This is a genomic window from Paramuribaculum intestinale (assembly GCF_003024925.1).
Taxonomy (GTDB): domain Bacteria; phylum Bacteroidota; class Bacteroidia; order Bacteroidales; family Muribaculaceae; genus Paramuribaculum; species Paramuribaculum intestinale.
In genome coordinates this window covers 1-15,973 of sequence record NZ_PUED01000041.1, presented here as the reverse complement: position 1 = coordinate 15,973, position 15,973 = coordinate 1, and the positions used below count along the sequence as shown (strand labels likewise).

Below are 15,973 nucleotides of genomic sequence, written 5' to 3'. Positions count from 1 at the left end.
GTGCATTGCACTGCCACTCCACGCTCCCGCAACGTCAGCGTGGCCGAGATCGACAGCTGGCACCGCCAGCGCGGATTCAATCAGATAGGATACCATTACGTGGTGGCGCTTGACGGCACGGTGCATCGCGGCCGCGACGAAAGCATAGCCGGAGCACACTGCCTCGGACACAACGCCGGAAGCATCGGAGTGGCCTACGTAGGCGGCATCGAGACGGACGGGACGCCTGCCGACACACGCACGCCACAACAGCGCGAATCGCTCACCGCGCTGCTCGCATCGCTGCTCAGGCGCTATCCCGGATCGAGCGTCAGAGGCCACCGCGACTTCGCCGCCAAAGCGTGCCCCTCGTTTGACGCCACTGCGGAATATGCTCGTCTGTGCAAAGGATATCACGCCACTTGACATGTATGCGGATAATTAGGATTTTTTGCGTAACTTTGCATCAGGATTGCAGCTTCAGGCACCGACTTCGGGCGCAATCCCCCCACATCAATAACTGACCCTCTAAAGCAATCATCATACCGCCGAAGATGCATCCGCTACGTATAAAACGCTTATACAGATTCATGCTCAAGAGTTTCGTGCCCTTGTTTGTGATGACCTTCTTCATCTGCCTGTTCATCGTTATGATGCAGTTTCTATGGCGGTTTATCGACGATTTCGTGGGCAAGGGCCTGAGCATCGGAGTGATCGGAGAGCTGTTTTTCTACGCCTCGCTGACAATGATACCGATGGCTCTGCCGCTCGCCATCCTTCTGGCGTCGCTCATGACATTCGGTAATCTCGGCGAGCGATTCGAACTGACGGCCATGAAGGCTTCGGGCGTGTCGCTGATCAAAACGATGAAGCCTCTGATCGCACTGGTGGCCTTTATTGCCATAGCGGCTTTTTTCTTTCAGAACAATGTGTTGCCGGTCGCGCAGACAAAGATGTGGACCCTGCTCTACTCCATGCGTCAGAAATCGCCTGAGCTGGAGATACCCGAGGGAGTATTCTACGACCAGATTCCAGGCTACAACATCTACGTCAAGGAGAAAAACCGCGACAACGGCACCCTCTATCAGATGATGATCTACGACCTGTCGAAGGGGTTTGACAACGCCAGTGTGATTCTGGCCGATTCAGGACGTCTGGTCATGACCGAGGACAAGACCCATCTGGTGCTGCGGCTATGGCAGGGAGAATCGTTCGAGAATCTAAAGGAAGCCGGCATGAGCAGCGCCAATGTGCCTTATCGCCGCGAATCGTTTGATTACAAGGAGGTGTTGCTGAAATTCGACGCCAACTTCAACCGAATGGACGAGGACGGGATGCGCAACCAGTATGTCGGCAAAAACATCGCCGAGCTGCAGGAAACCATCGACTCCGTGCGTGCCCAGGCGGACAGCATCGGCTTGGAATATGCCAAAGCCGTGCAGTCGGCCGGACTTATGTCGATGCCACTCACAAAAGGCAACGACACTACCGGCCACAGCCATGCTGCCGCACGCCGGCTCAATGTCGACTCGGTGTTCAGAGGCTCAACATCGGCATATACACTGAGTTACCTGCAGACCGCTCTGGAGAAGACCAAGCGACAGCGTCAGGACTACGAATTCAAAGGCTATGCCTTGGCCGACAAACGCAAGACCATACGCCGCCACGGCATAGAACTGCAAAAGAAGTTCACACTGTCGTTTGCCTGTCTGGTGTTTTTCTTTATCGGCGCTCCGCTCGGAGCGATCATCCGCAAGGGTGGTCTGGGAATGCCGCTTGTCATATCGGTGTTTCTCTTCATATTCTATTACATCATAGACAATACCGGCAACAAGATGGCGCGCGAGGGGCGTCTGGAGGTGTGGGAAGGCATGTGGCTCAGCGCCGCTGTGCTGCTGCCTCTGGGCGTATTTTTCACCTACAAGGCGGTCAACGACTCGGCGGTGTTCAACCGCGACGCGTACGCCAACTTCTTCAGGCGTCTGCTCGGCCGAGGCGAAGTGCGTTCGGTCAGCATGAAAGAGGTGATCATGGAGGAGGTCGCTAAGGCTGAAGCGCTTACGAAGCTTGAATCGCTGTCGCTACATGCCGGCCGGCTACGCCAAAGCCTTGCGCGGTGCACTAACTATGTGGCCTACTGGACGCAGGGAGTGCCGCGTCTGGATCTCAAAGCGCTGTCGGCCGAACTGGAGAGCACCGTGGGGTATCTTGCCAACTCGCGCGACAGACTCGTAGTGATGAAACTCATGGATTTCCCGGTGCTTCGCAGCCTTTGGATATATCATCCGACAGGCGTTAAGTGGGTGGCCTGGAGCGCCATCATACTGTTCCCGATAGGGTTGCCGGTCTATATCGCCGGACGCCGCTCTATAAAACACCTCGACGGCGAGATAGCCACTATCGAAAAGGTAAGCCGCGAGGAGATCAAGCTTCTCAACGGCGAGAAGCCCCAAAGAACCATTACCAAAGACAAAACGTAGTATTCCTAAACTATACATATCAACGAACACCAATAGACAGCCACCTATTATCTATAATATGGAAAAGATCAGACTCAACACAATAGAGGAAGCCATAGAGGACTTCCGTCAGGGCAAATTCGTCATTGTGGTCGACGACGAGGATCGCGAAAACGAAGGCGACCTCATCATGGCTGCCGAAAAAGCCACGGCAGAGAGTGTCAACTTCATGGTGACGAATGCCCGCGGAGAGCTGTGCGCACCGCTGACCATTTCGCGCTGCCGCGAACTCAATCTGCCGCATCAGGTGGATGACAACACCTCGATGCTCGGCACACCGTTCACCATCACCGTTGACAAACTCGAAGGATGCACCACCGGAGTTTCGGCTAACGACCGTGCGGCCACTCTGCGTCATCTGGCCGATCCGGATGCGAAGCCGGAGGACTTCGGACGCCCCGGACACGTACATCCGCTCTACGCGCAGGAAGAGGGTGTGCTACGCCGGCCCGGACATACCGAAGCGGCCATCGATCTCGCCCGCCTCGCCGGGCTCAGGCCAGCCGCCACACTGATAGAGATACTCAATCCCGACGGCACCATGGCTCGCCTGCCGCAGCTGCGCGAGAAAGCCGACGAATGGGGTCTGAAGCTCATTTCGATACGCGATCTCATCGCCTACCGTATGCTACGGGAGCTGACCGTGGAAAAGGGTGAGGAAGTAAATATGCCCACAGCCTACGGCCACTTCCGTCTGATACCGTTCCGCCACAAGACCACCGGACTTGAGCACATAGCTCTGATAAAAGGCGACGTGGCGACGGACGAGCCGGTGCTGGTGCGCGTACACTCGTCGTGCGCTACCGGCGACATATTCGCTTCACGCCGATGTGACTGCGGCGAACAGCTCCACCGCTCGATGCAGGCCATCGAACGCGCCGGACGCGGAGTGGTGCTCTATCTGAGCCAAGAGGGACGTGGCATCGGACTCATGGAAAAGATCAGAGCCTACAAGCTGCAGGAAGATGGGCTCGACACTGTCGACGCCAATCTGCATCTGGGTCACAAGGCCGACGAGCGCGACTACGGAGTGGGAGCGCAGATACTCCATCTGCTCGGAGTCAAAAGAATGCGTCTTATGACCAACAACCCTAAAAAACGCATCGGACTGGAGGGCTACGGACTCACCGTGGAGGAGATCGTGCCGATTGAAATCGAACCCAATGATGACAACCGATTCTATATGCACACCAAAAAGGAGCGTATGGGTCACAATCTTCATAACGTAGACTGATGACGCAGTCACTGTTTTCTCTCCGGCGGCTGCGCTCGGCGGCCATGGCCGCACTCGTTGCAATCATGGCCGCAGGGATGTGGTCATGCGGCAGCGAGGAGTCGTATTCTCCTGAGATTGCCAAAGCGCTCGACCGTGCTGCACGCAACAGGAAGGAGCTGGTGGAAGTGCTCGAACACTATGAGGACGAACCTGAAAAACTGGAGGCTGCCAAGTTCCTGATCAGTAACATGCATGGCCACTACTCTTATCAGTGCACGGAACTTGATTCGCTTGAAATGTTTCTCGCACAGCTCACACGCAAGGAGGTGGATTTTTTCTTCACCCCCGAGCAGCTCAAGCGCTGGGAAAAGTTCTCACTCATCAATCTTCCACGCAAGGATGACCTCCGCAGTGTCAGCGCCGAAATGCTTATCGAGAACATTGATCTGGCATTCAAGCAATGGAAAGAGCGTCCATGGAACAAAGACCTGTCGTTTGACGACTTCTGCGAACTGATATTGCCCTATACCATAAGCGACGACCAGCCTGTGAGATGGCGGCGGATGTATGCCGAACACTACAATCATGTGCTCGACTCGCTCTATCAGGGCAGCGACGTGCTCGAGGCCGCCCTTGTATTGCTGAAGCACATTGAAAGCGAGAAATGGATCTACAACGATCAGCTGATCACTCCCCACCGCACCGCCACAAACCTGTTCAACAATCGTGTCGGATTCAGGCGCGACTGGTGTGATCTGCTCGTCTATGCCATGCGCTCATGCGGCATACCGGTGACTACCGACAACATACTGTTCTCGCCCGACAACAATCATTCATACCAGTGGATCGTGGTCCGCGATCCGATCACCTCGGAATACTATCCCGTAGGGCTTGACGACTACATCCCCGACCGCAGCCACCGCCCTGCTTCGCCGCGAACCACCGGCAAGATCTACCGTCAGTCGTTTGCACGCCAGGATGACCGCATGGCTGCTCTCAACGACATACGCTCGCTGCCAGTCAGGCTCAACAATCCCTTTCTGCACGATGTCACCTCACACTATTTCGGCCACAACGAAGCCACTGTCGGCATTCGTCCGACCGACGCAAAAATGATGGTATATCTCGGTCTATGGATCGACGGAAGCTGGGAAATAATCGATACCGGACGACGCGACGGCGACCGTGTGACATTCCACGACATTGAGCCTGGAGTGATCTTTGTCCCGGTGCGGCACACCACGGAAAGATTTGTACCGTGTGGCGACGCATTTTATGTCACACACGACTCTAAAGTGAAAACGCTTAAAGCCAATCCCGACAGACTGGTGCAGAAGGCGCGTCTGCGACGCACAAGACCATTCACCAACGTGCTGGCAATGCGCCTGTCGGATCATATAAGCGGATATACCCTGTCGGCATCAGACGACTATGCGTTCACTCATCCCGACACGATTTTCAGAGTCAATGACAACGATACCATCTTCACCGATTTGCTCAACATATCACTCCCACGCGACAGGCATTACCGCTATCTGCGAATGAGTGCTCCCAAGGGCAAACGTTTCACCATCGGCGAACTCGACATATTCGATGATAAGGAGATGGAACATCAACGCATTTGTCAGGTGATCGAGCGGTTTCCATCCGAATTCGAGCCCTACTATCTTCAGGACGGCATAGCCACATCGCGGTTCACACTTCCGGCCGACCGCAGTTTCTTCACCTACGACCTCGGCTCCCGGCCGGCAGCAATGGCTTCGGTATCGTTCTATACTGATAAAAACTTCATCACCAAGGGCACTGACTACGAAATATATTATCTTGCCGCCGACGGCAACTGGACTCTGCTCGACAAGGCTACTGCCAGAAAAACGTATATCGACATGGTTGTGCCCGGCAATGCACTGCTGCTGATATGCAAGGCTGGCTCCGAGCTGAAAGGACAAGCCTTCATCTACAAAAACGGCCGGCAGATCTATTCCTACGATCTTGCACGACTTTACCGATGAAAAAGATTTGGCCGAGAGCGTAAATAATATTAACTTTGCGACAATCAAACATAACATTGATCTATGCACAGCCGTCCTGCCCGCTTTCGAAAGGAGTCACGGCCTGCATCTGACACTGTAATCAGACTCTTAATTCACATAAAGCTTCGTCATGGATCAGAAACTCGACTGGGCCAACCTATCGTTCGGCTATATTCCTACCGATTACAATGTGCGCTGCCGTTACCGCGACGGCAAGTGGGGCGAGATAGAAGTATCATCGTCCGACACTATCAACATGCACATGGCCGCCACGGCTCTCCACTATGGCCAGGAGATATTCGAAGGCCTCAAAGCCTTCCGCGGCGCCGACGGCAAGGTGCGCATATTCCGTATTGAAGACAATGCCAACCGTATCATTTCATCGGCCAACGGCATCAAGATGGCGCCGGTGCCCGTCGACCTGTTCAAGAAGATGGTGATCAAAGCCGTGGAGCTCAACGCCCGCTTCATACCCCCCTACGGCAGCGGAGCATCGCTCTACATACGCCCCATCGAGCTTGGCATGAGCGCCCAGATCGGCGTGCATCCCTCGTCGGAATATCTGTTCATGGTGATGGTGACCCCCGTCGGCCCATACTTCAAGGAGGGATTCAAACCTACCAATATATGCATCATGCGCGAGTTTGACCGCGTGGCGCCCAAAGGCACCGGCCGCTGGAAAGTGGGCGGCAATTACGCAGCAAGCCTTGAAGCCGGCGAGCGCGCCCACGAACTCGGATATTCGGCCGTGCTCTACCTTGATCCGCGCGAGAAAAAGTATATCGACGAATGCGGTCCGGCCAACTTCTTCGCCATCAAGCAGGGCCGCTACATCACCCCTGCCTCGGAATCGATACTCCCCTCCGTCACCAACCGCAGCCTGATGCAGCTCGCCCGCGACATGGGCATCACGGTCGAAGAGCGTCACATACCTCTGGAGGAGCTTGCCGAGATCGACGAGGCCGGAGCGTGCGGCACAGCCGCCGTGGCATCGCCCGTGGCCGAAATCCACGACATAGACACCGGTGTCAAGTATATCGTGGCCAAGGATCACCAGCCCGGCCCGATCACCACACGGCTGTATGAGAAGCTGCGTGCAGTGCAGCTCGGAGAAGAGCCCGACACACACGGCTGGAACACCATTGTGGAGGGTATCTGATGACACTGCCTTATCAATCGGTAATCGACAAATATTATCCCGAAGGGTCAACCCTTCGGGATATTTTTCTGCGCCACAGCCGTTCGGTGGCCGCGCTTGCGGTGGAAATAGCCCGAAGACGACATCTTCCGGTCGACCTGCAGACTGTTGAGGAAGCCGCCATGCTCCATGACATAGGCATATTTCTCACTGACGCACCCGGAATCCACTGTCACGGCACCGCTCCCTACATAGCCCACGGCTATCTGGGAGCCGACCTGCTCCGCCGCGAGCGTTACAGCGAGGATGTGGCAAGAGTGGCCGAACGCCATACCGGCTCGGGGCTGACCGCCGGCGAGATCGCGGCGCAACATCTGCCTCTTCCCGCCGACCGGACGTATATGCCCGACACACAGCTCGAACGCTTGATATGCTATGCCGACAAATTCTACTCCAAAAGCGGCGACATGGAGCGCAAGAGCATCGACCGGGTCAGAGCATCGATGGCGCGCATATCGGCCGACACACTACGTCGCTTCGATCGGCTGCACGAAGAGTTTTCGGACTGATGCCTGACCGGCCGCAGACTGTAGGTCAGAGCACCACAGTGGCTCTCACCGGGAAATGATCGGAGGGCACACGCGCCTTGAAATTGCCTATCATAAGCTCCGACGGAGCGTTGGCGCCGGCAGGCTTCACCTCGCCCCCTTCATCGGAGCGGTACGTATCGGTGAGGATGCCGTATTTCTCCACAATGATTCCAGGGCTGACAAATATATGGTCGATACGCTGGTCGGAGAAAGCGTCGGTACGGTAATCGTTGAACGTGCCGTTGGTCTCATATACCATCGCGGCAGCGTCATGCGAATCAATAAGACCGCATTCAAGCACTGTGCGGTAAGCGTCGCTGCGCTGATCGACATTGAAGTCGCCAGTCAGCATCGCCGGCAGGCTGTCGCCAAGCTGAATGATCTTGTCGCGTATGAGCCGTGCGCTCTCTCGCCGCGCCACCTGACCCACATGGTCCATGTGGAGATTGAACATCAGAAACTCACGGCCGGTGGGAATGTGGCGGAAGCGTCCCCATGTGCATATCCTGACACATACGGCGTCCCACCCCAGACCCGGCGACTCCGGGTTTTCCGACAGCCAGAAATCACCGTGATCCACCGCCTCGAACAGATCCGTCCGGTAGAAAATCACCGAATGCTCTCCGGCCTTGTCGCCGTCGTCGCGTCCGCGTCCTATATAATCATAGCCGGGCAGCGATCCCTTCAGATCCTCAAGCTGGCTGTGAAAACCCTCCTGAGTGCCGAATATATCGAAATCATGGAAACGGATGAGATCGGCCACCACACGATGTCTTCTCTGCCATGAATCGCCACGCGCATCGTCGCCGGCATTGAGCTGTCGGATATTGTAGGTAGCGACATTGAAACGCGCACTGCCGCCTGACTCCGCGGCCATAACTCCGGCAGCCGCAAGAGCCACCGCTATCAAAGCGAATATTTTCATGAGCTTTCACAAAAAAATGTTTTCACAAAATTACCGGATATTTTTGGAAATTATGTGAATTATCGCTATCTTCGCTACCGATGATAGATGATTTCCTGACATATCTGCGCTGCGAACTCAACTATTCGCCCCACACAGTCGACGCCTACCGCCGCGATCTGACCGGCTGGCGTGACGACACCACATCGGGAGGACGATACGCTTTCGATCCGGCCTCGGTCACGCTGCTTGACCTGCGAGAATGGATATTCTCACTGTCGAAACGCGGATCATCGCCCCGAACGGTGCGCCGCAAGGTGCAGGCTCTCCGGGCCTTCTACCGGTGGATGATGCGCAGCCGCGGTCTGCAGGCCAATCCGGCCGCAGAGCTGACACTGCCCAAGCTCGAAAAGCCCCTGCCGGTATTCGTCAGACCGGAAGAAACGGAATCAGTGCTCAACGAAGAGGTGGATATGACCGATTTCGAGCAGGTGCGCGACCGGCTCATAGTCGACATGCTCTACACCACCGGGATGCGATGCTCCGAGCTGACCGGCCTTACCGATGCCGGAGTGGATCTGGCCCGTGGTGAACTAAAAGTGCACGGAAAACGTAATAAAGACAGACTCATCCCATTCGGGAAAGAGCTTGCCGATATGATACGACACTATCAGACACTACGCAACAACACAGCCGGACGAAGCGAGCTGTTTTTTGTCCGCTCCGACGGACGTCCGCTATACCGCAAGCTCGTCTACAATGTGGTGCACCGAGCGCTGCAGCCGACCACTGCCCTGCGCCGCAGTCCACACGTGCTACGGCACTCGTTTGCCACCGACATGCTCAACGACGGCGCCGACATCAACGCCGTGCGCCGACTGCTCGGCCACGAATCGCTGTCGACCACACAGATATATACACATATAACATACCGGGAACTTCAACAAAATTACCAACAAGCACATCCACGTGCATTAAAAAAAGGAGGTTAATCATGGAAGTAAAAATTCAGGCAATCCACTTCGACATCGCCGACAAACTCGTCAGCTTCATCAACAAGAAAGCCGAACGTCTGGCGCGCCACAATGTCAACATCTCTACAGTCGACGTCACCCTAAAGGTCGTAAAGCCCGAGACAGCCATGAACAAAGAGGCTCTGGTAAAGGTAGCAGTGCCCCAGCAGGACGATTTCGTGGCCACAAAGATAGCCGACACATTCGAAGAAGCCATCGACCTGTGTCTGGAGGCGATCGAGCGTCAGCTTGAGAAAAAGAAAGACCGCAAATAACCGACGCTACGGCCTGACGACACAGTGACTGACCACTGATGGTCGCCGCGCCGCAACGCCTGACCGCAACGGCGGTGTGTCGACGGCCTGTCACAGCCGGGGCACACCGCCATATCGCATCCTGAAAGCCGCATCCCGACCGCATGACAATGACCGCATAAAGATCGCGGCAATCGATATGTGAAGATCCGAAGTCGGGATTCGCGTATGGAGAGCCGTATGGAACCGTATGGAAATTCCGTATGGAGATTCCGTATGGAGATTCCGTATGGAGATTCCGTATGGAGATTCCCAAAAAGAGTGTAAAAAAAAGCGCGTGGGGAGAGAATATTCAACGATTTGAAGTAACTTTGCATCTCGAACCAACGCTACTTCACATTTGAGGCATTCTCAACTATATATCATACTGACAGCCACAGCCTTGCTGACAGCTTCGGCGTCGGCTTCGCTTGCCGGACAGACATCGCCGACACATGCGGCGATCCCTGCGGCGCAAATACCCGACTCAATTAACGCAGCCGATTCCATGCAGGCTTCCGCCGCTGATACGGATTCGGCCGGCGTCACGGCTTCGATACTCAACCGCCGGCGCATCTCTCCCGACGTCACTGACGATACCACCCGACGGCCATCGGGTCCGAGAATATCGCGAGTGAAATCCGACCTCGACAATCCCGTCGACATCAACGCCAACGACTCCATGGTGATCATAGGCCGCAACAACGCATACATCTACGGCGCAAGTTCGGTCAGCTACGGACGACAGAAAATCGACGCCGACGAGATACACCTCGACATGGCCACCTCCACGGTCTACGCCGTAGGACGCCCCGACTCCGTAGGCGACATTCAGGGATCGCCCGTGTTTGACGACAACGGCACCTCCTATGAGGCCAAGACCATGGAATATAATTTCAAATCCGAGAAAGGCATCATCACCGACATCATCACCGAGCAGGGCGAGGGATATCTGACCGGAGGACGGGCGAAAAAGATGGACGAAAATACCATCTTCCTGCAGAACGGACGATACACCACCTGCAACCACCACGACAATCCCCACTTCTATTTCCAGCTCACCAAAGCCAAGGTGAAACCGAAGAAAGACATCGTGGTCGGGCCCGCCTACATGGTGCTTGCCGGACTGCCGCTGCCGCTGGCCGTGCCTTTCGGATATTTCCCCTTCTCCGAAAAATACTCCTCGGGCATAATATTCCCCACATTCGGCGACGACTACAACCGTGGATTCTACCTCTCCGACGGAGGCTACTATTTCGCCATCAACGACAATATCGACCTCGCGCTCACAGGAGAGATCTACACCAAGGGATCGTGGGGACTGCAGGCACGCTCGGCCTACGTGAAACGCTACAGATACAGCGGATCATTCAACCTCAGCTACCTTAAGACCATCACCGGCGACAAAGGAGCACCCGACTATCAGGCCATGACCAACTTCCAGGTGTTGTGGAGTCATTCGCAGGATCCGAAAGCCAATCCGGCACTCAACTTCTCGGCATCGGTCAACTTCACCACATCGGGCTACTCGCGCAACAACCTCAACTCTTACTACTCCAACTCGTTCACGGAAAACACCAAGAGCTCTACGGTCAACCTGACCTACCGCCGCCCGGGTTCGAAATGGTCGTTGTCGACCACTGCCAACATTGCACAGCGCACACAGGACTCCACCCTGGCCGTATCGTTTCCCAACGTCACCGTCAGCCTCTCGCAGATCACGCCTTTCAAACGCAAGAGAGCCGTCGGAGCTGAAAAATGGTATGAGAAGATAAAACTCTCCTATTCGGGAGTGTTTAACAACTCTCTCACCGCCAAGCAGGACGAATTTTTCAAGAAAAGCCTGATCAAAGACTGGCGCAACGGCATGCGCCACAACATACCCATATCGGCCACATTCAATGTGTTCAACTACATCAACGTCACTCCGTCGGTCAACATCACCGACCGCATGTACACAATGAAGGTCAACCGCCAGTGGGATCCCAACGCCTCGGTCGAAGTGTGCGACACAAGCTACTCCTTCTACAACGTATGGGACTTTTTGGCATCGGTGTCGCTCGACACCAAAGTCTACGGATTTTTTCAGCCGCTGCCGTTTCTTGGCGACAAGGTAAAGATGATACGCCACGTCATGACACCCACCATATCGTTCAGCGGCACACCCGACTTCGGATCGCCATTCTTCGGATATTACGGCACATACCAGTATCCCGACGCACAGGGAGTCATGCAGACACGCCAATACTCCAAATATCCCAACGCTCTGTTCGGAGTGCCAGGCGTGGGACGTTCGGGTACGGTCAGCTTCTCGCTTGCCAACAACCTGGAGATGAAAGTGAAGGACGACAATGACTCGATAGGCGAGCGCAAGGTGTCGCTGATCGAGAATTTCTCAGTAAGCCAGAGCTACAACTTCGCCGCCGACTCGCTGCGATGGAGCAACATCAACACATCGCTGCTGGTCAAACTGATGAAAAACTTCAACCTCAACCTGTCGGCCACATGGGATGTCTACACCTATCAGCTCAACCAGGCCGGCAACCCGGTGAGAGTAAACCGCACGCGTCTTCAGGCAGGAAAAGGACTGGCCAAACTGTCGAGTACCGGCACATCGTTCTCCTACACGCTCAACAACAACACCTTCAAGCGCAAAAACGACAAAGACAAAAAAGGCTCTGACAAAAAAGGGAATAGCGGCGACGATACCGACAGCGACGACCCGATGTCGAACGCACCCAACGCCGACCGCGATCCTCGCGGCAATATCGACAACGACATCGACCTGTCGTCCGACGGCTACATGAAATGGGATGTGCCCTGGAATCTGTCGTTCAACTACTCGATAGGATACGCCTATGGCAAGTTCAACAAGCGCAAGATGGACTACGACGGCAAGATCACACAGAATCTCAGCTTCTCCGGCAACATACGTCCTACGGCCAACTGGAATTTCTCATTCAGCGCCTCATATAATTTCGAAACTCACAAGATCGCCTACATGAACTGCAATATCACACGCGATCTTCACTGTTTCAGCATGCGCGCGAGCTTCGTGCCTGTCGGACCGTACAAATCCTACAACTTCCACATTTCGGTCAACTCCTCGCTGCTGCAGGATGTGAAATACGACAAACGCTCATCTATACGCAACGGTGTCACCTGGTACTGATACCACCGTAGCCGGCAATATATCCGGAGAGTGATACGGATAGCGCCGATAAGATCACAATCCATAAAAGCGGTGTGGCTCTCCTCCCGAGCCACACCGCTTTTACTCTAATGCTTTGACCCTATTGCCGCCCGCAATGCGACATCATGTCTCATTCGGCCGTCGGCATCGACCGTAACAGTCGGTCGAGCCACGGCCCCACCCACTCCATCTTGAAGTAATGGTTCGGACCGTCGACATTGACCATACGGTAGAATTCGTCGCGCGACAGCCCATCGGGAAGCGCGTCATAGTCGGTGCGCGACGCCTCATCGGCATATTTGGCATAATGATGCCACTCGAACGCCTCCGGCGCGCCCGACCTCCTGTAGGCATCCTCTATCAGCCTGAAATCGCGGTCAAGCCCACCCTCGGTGCATATCACCGGACGCGGAGACAAGGCTGCCACTATGTCGGGGAAATCAAACTGCGTCAGAAATCCGGGGATAAGATGACGTATTGAGTTGGGATAACCCCTGCGGCCATCTTCGTCGCGTGCATTGAGCACCAACGCTCTTTCACGCGTGCGGCATAGGAAATCGTTGTAGACAAACGCATATATCGAGCTGTCAAGCAGCCCGAGAGCCATCATAGGCTCCGTACCGAGCGAGAAACCGCTCACTATTATCCGGTTCTTGTCAATATCAGGCTGCGTTTTCATCCAGTCCAGCACCACCTTGTCATACCACGAAGCCAGACCGAGATAGCTCCAGCCAGTTTCAAGCAGGAAACGCGACGGGGTGATATCGTCATACACACCGCCATCGGACTGCTCGCCGAAACAAGGATTGTCGACCACCACGGCCGTCAGACCGCGCTTCACGAAATGCAGCCCCATGGCCGCACGCCTCACGATAGAGTCAGCTTCTCCATCGAGCATGAAGTTGCCCGAGCGCTCCCCCGCCAGAAGCTCCTTGGTCTGACCCGATCCGGGAATACACAGCACGGCCGCACGGCTGACATCCGCACTGTCGGGACGCATCACGAAGTATGCCACCGGATTCTCGTCGAGCGGAAACGACTCCCACCGCTCTATCACATAGCCGTCACGGCGAGATTCTGTCACCTTGCGCGGAGACGCAGCCGGCGCATCGGGATGACGCATCAGCCCGCGCATGGCCTCCGACATGGCTTCGCGCCATGCATCGAGGCTGTCGGCCGGCATACCGCCATCATATTGCAATCTCGGCACGGCGCGCTTCATCACCCGCTCCACTGCCGAACGGGTGCTGTTATAGACCGGCGTCGGCTGATCCTCACTGCCGGAAGCCGCCGACGCGACAAGGCATCCCGCACACATCGCCGCTATCAGGGCCACGGCTGCCGCACTGTACTTTTTCATAGGTAAGAATTATCTGTAAAATGGATATGACGAACTGACGCAAAGTTACAACTTTACGCGGATATACGCAGACACTATTTATCGTCTTTGCATATGCTTTTTCAGCGGCACGGATGTTTTTTCGTAAAAATAGCGTAGACCGGATGATACGTCAGCCGGGTGATACGTTGCCGCACGATGCGTCTGGCAGCGGCGACATTGCCCGACGAAGCAGCGGATGTGTTGACACCAGTCCGACTCATGTGGCGCAACAGATCTGATGCCGACTCGAAATCCACCGTAGCAGTCCGGCCATCGTCCGACATAGTAAGTTCCATCGCGTCAGGGGTCAGCCGCGCCAGTCCGTCGGCATCAAGATATGTGGCCGCAGGAGTGATTATGCCGCTCAGCTCGTGGAAAGTCGATCGTCCGAACGTGGATATGACTACCTGACCGCCCGGACGCAACACCCGTCCGCACTCTGCAAGAAACCTACCGAGCGAATTGAACCACTGCACCGAAGCCGAAGCCACGATAGCGTCGGCCGAGTTGTCGGCCATGCCGCGTACCGCAAGTTCGGCGTCGCATATCCGTTTTTTGCCGGGAAGATCGTCGCCGATGGCCGCCAGATCCCAGAATTCGAGATTCGCGCCGCGAAGCCAGCCGAGATATTCGCGTGTGAACAGTCCTGTGCCCGGACCGATCTCCACCACATCGGTGATCCTGCGCCCGGATGACACCTCGCGCCAAATCTCCGACAGGCACGCGGCCATGGCGCGCTGCACCGTGGCCGCGCCGTCGTAGGTAGGCGCGCCGTGCGAGAAGTTACGTTCCACAGAATCCTTATCGACCGAAGCCATAGCCATGACCTGCGTCCAGTCAGGAAAATGCGCGCCGCCGGTCACCGTCATATCGGGATGTCCATGCCACGCCTCCATCTGCCCTGCAAACGGGATTATGCGATCCGACTTTGAAACGATCACCTTATCCCAGACGCATATATCATCCTCACGCGCCGGATCATTCACGCCCATGCGTGATATCGACTCAAGCTCGCCACGCAGATGCTCCACGCCGACGGGTTCGAAATCCGGCATCGGATCCGATACTGCAAACATCCGCTTGCGGAATTCCCCCACCGATCGCTCCGAAAGGGTGCGGAGTGTAAGACCGAACACCCTGCACGGTATGCCACGGCGGTCGTCGACAGGCCACGGAGTGCCGTTCACGGCCAGCGTACGCGTGATCGGCAAATCGGGACAGCTCAACAGCCATCGATGAGCCACAGCAACCCCAAACGACCATGCCACGACGCATATCTCCCTGTATTCTTTCAGACAATCCACGTCGGGAAACTCCACGTCGCTGTAGTCATACACCACCATCAGGTCAAAACCGCTACGGATATAGCCGCGATAGAGCGACGGACGTGTCGACCATCCGGCAAACACGATCATCAGCCGCCCGGCTCCGGTCTGTATCACTTCATATCTCATGGCGCAGCGAATCCAACAGTCCGTCGATATCATCCTCGGTCATGGCCGCGCTCAGACTTATGCGCAGACGCTCCGTGCCGGCCGGTACGGTCGGAGTCCTTATCGGCAGCACCTTCTGTCCACGGTGCCGGAGTGCGGCCGACAATGCCACGGCCCGATCCGAACTACCGGTCACAACATACTGGATATGGCTCTCCGGGGGCATGAACCGCGAATCGGAAGGCAGCAGACCGCACAGTCCGCCGTGAAGCCGCTTCGCC

At 55.8% G+C, this 15,973-nt stretch carries 13 protein-coding genes; 9 read left to right on the top strand and 4 right to left on the bottom strand.

Annotated features, from left to right (window positions below; all coding sequences use genetic code 11):
* From C5O24_RS04820 to C5O24_RS04795, 6 genes are all read left to right on the top strand, one after another.
* Positions 1-405 (top strand): N-acetylmuramoyl-L-alanine amidase (locus C5O24_RS04820; protein WP_107681534.1); only part of this gene is annotated, 405 nt, incomplete at its 5' end.
* Between the two features lie 164 nt (positions 406-569).
* The gene (locus C5O24_RS04815; protein ID WP_107035791.1) at positions 570-2,459 is read left to right on the top strand and encodes an LptF/LptG family permease; all 1,890 of its coding nucleotides are present in this window, start codon (positions 570-572) and stop codon (positions 2,457-2,459) included.
* 58 nt (positions 2,460-2,517) lie between these two features.
* Positions 2,518-3,732, top strand: a complete 1,215-nt coding sequence (locus tag C5O24_RS04810; protein WP_107035790.1) for a bifunctional 3,4-dihydroxy-2-butanone-4-phosphate synthase/GTP cyclohydrolase II — start codon at positions 2,518-2,520, stop codon at positions 3,730-3,732.
* Positions 3,732-5,726 (top strand): hypothetical protein, encoded by a 1,995-nt coding sequence (locus tag C5O24_RS04805; protein ID WP_107035789.1) that lies wholly within the window; start codon positions 3,732-3,734, stop codon positions 5,724-5,726. The genes C5O24_RS04810 and C5O24_RS04805 overlap by 1 nt, the downstream gene beginning before the upstream one ends.
* A gap of 151 nt (positions 5,727-5,877) precedes the next feature.
* Positions 5,878-6,906, top strand: coding sequence for a branched-chain amino acid aminotransferase (locus C5O24_RS04800; protein WP_107035788.1), 1,029 nt, complete (start codon positions 5,878-5,880; stop codon positions 6,904-6,906).
* Positions 6,906-7,454 carry an HD domain-containing protein gene (locus C5O24_RS04795; RefSeq protein ID WP_107035787.1) on the top strand — a complete coding sequence of 183 codons (549 nt, stop codon included), beginning with the start codon at positions 6,906-6,908 and terminating at the stop codon, positions 7,452-7,454. Before C5O24_RS04800 ends, C5O24_RS04795 begins: the two co-directional genes overlap by 1 nt.
* 25 nt (positions 7,455-7,479) lie before the next feature.
* Here C5O24_RS04795 and C5O24_RS04790 read toward each other — a convergent pair whose 3' ends face one another.
* Complete coding sequence (locus tag C5O24_RS04790) at positions 7,480-8,400, bottom strand: endonuclease/exonuclease/phosphatase family protein (RefSeq protein ID WP_107035786.1); 921 nt, start codon at positions 8,398-8,400, stop codon at positions 7,480-7,482.
* 80 nt (positions 8,401-8,480) lie between these two features.
* Here C5O24_RS04790 and C5O24_RS04785 point away from each other — a divergent pair, with 80 nt between their 5' ends.
* The 3 genes from C5O24_RS04785 (at position 8,481) to C5O24_RS04775 (ending at position 12,857) form a co-directional block, all read left to right on the top strand.
* Entirely contained in the window at positions 8,481-9,371 is an 891-nt protein-coding gene (locus C5O24_RS04785) for a tyrosine-type recombinase/integrase (RefSeq protein ID WP_107035785.1), read from the top strand.
* A 2-nt stretch (positions 9,372-9,373) separates the two neighbouring features.
* On the top strand, positions 9,374-9,667 hold the full coding sequence (gene hpf / locus C5O24_RS04780) for a ribosome hibernation-promoting factor, HPF/YfiA family (RefSeq protein ID WP_107035784.1): 294 nt from the start codon (positions 9,374-9,376) through the stop codon (positions 9,665-9,667).
* 379 nt (positions 9,668-10,046) lie between these two features.
* Positions 10,047-12,857 carry a putative LPS assembly protein LptD gene (locus C5O24_RS04775; protein ID WP_107035783.1) on the top strand — a complete coding sequence of 937 codons (2,811 nt, stop codon included), beginning with the start codon at positions 10,047-10,049 and terminating at the stop codon, positions 12,855-12,857.
* Positions 12,858-13,008: 151 nt separating this feature from the next.
* Here C5O24_RS04775 and C5O24_RS04770 read toward each other — a convergent pair whose 3' ends face one another.
* From C5O24_RS04770 to C5O24_RS04760, 3 genes are all read right to left on the bottom strand, one after another.
* The gene (locus C5O24_RS04770; protein WP_107681533.1) at positions 13,009-14,238 is read right to left on the bottom strand and encodes an alpha/beta hydrolase family protein; all 1,230 of its coding nucleotides are present in this window, start codon (positions 14,236-14,238) and stop codon (positions 13,009-13,011) included.
* Positions 14,239-14,339: 101 nt separating this feature from the next.
* Positions 14,340-15,713, bottom strand: coding sequence for a pimeloyl-ACP methyl esterase BioG family protein (locus tag C5O24_RS04765; protein WP_161553807.1), 1,374 nt, complete (start codon positions 15,711-15,713; stop codon positions 14,340-14,342).
* Positions 15,703-15,973 (bottom strand): aminotransferase class I/II-fold pyridoxal phosphate-dependent enzyme (locus C5O24_RS04760; protein WP_133165466.1); only part of this gene is annotated, 271 nt, incomplete at its 5' end. The genes C5O24_RS04760 and C5O24_RS04765, both read right to left, overlap by 11 nt.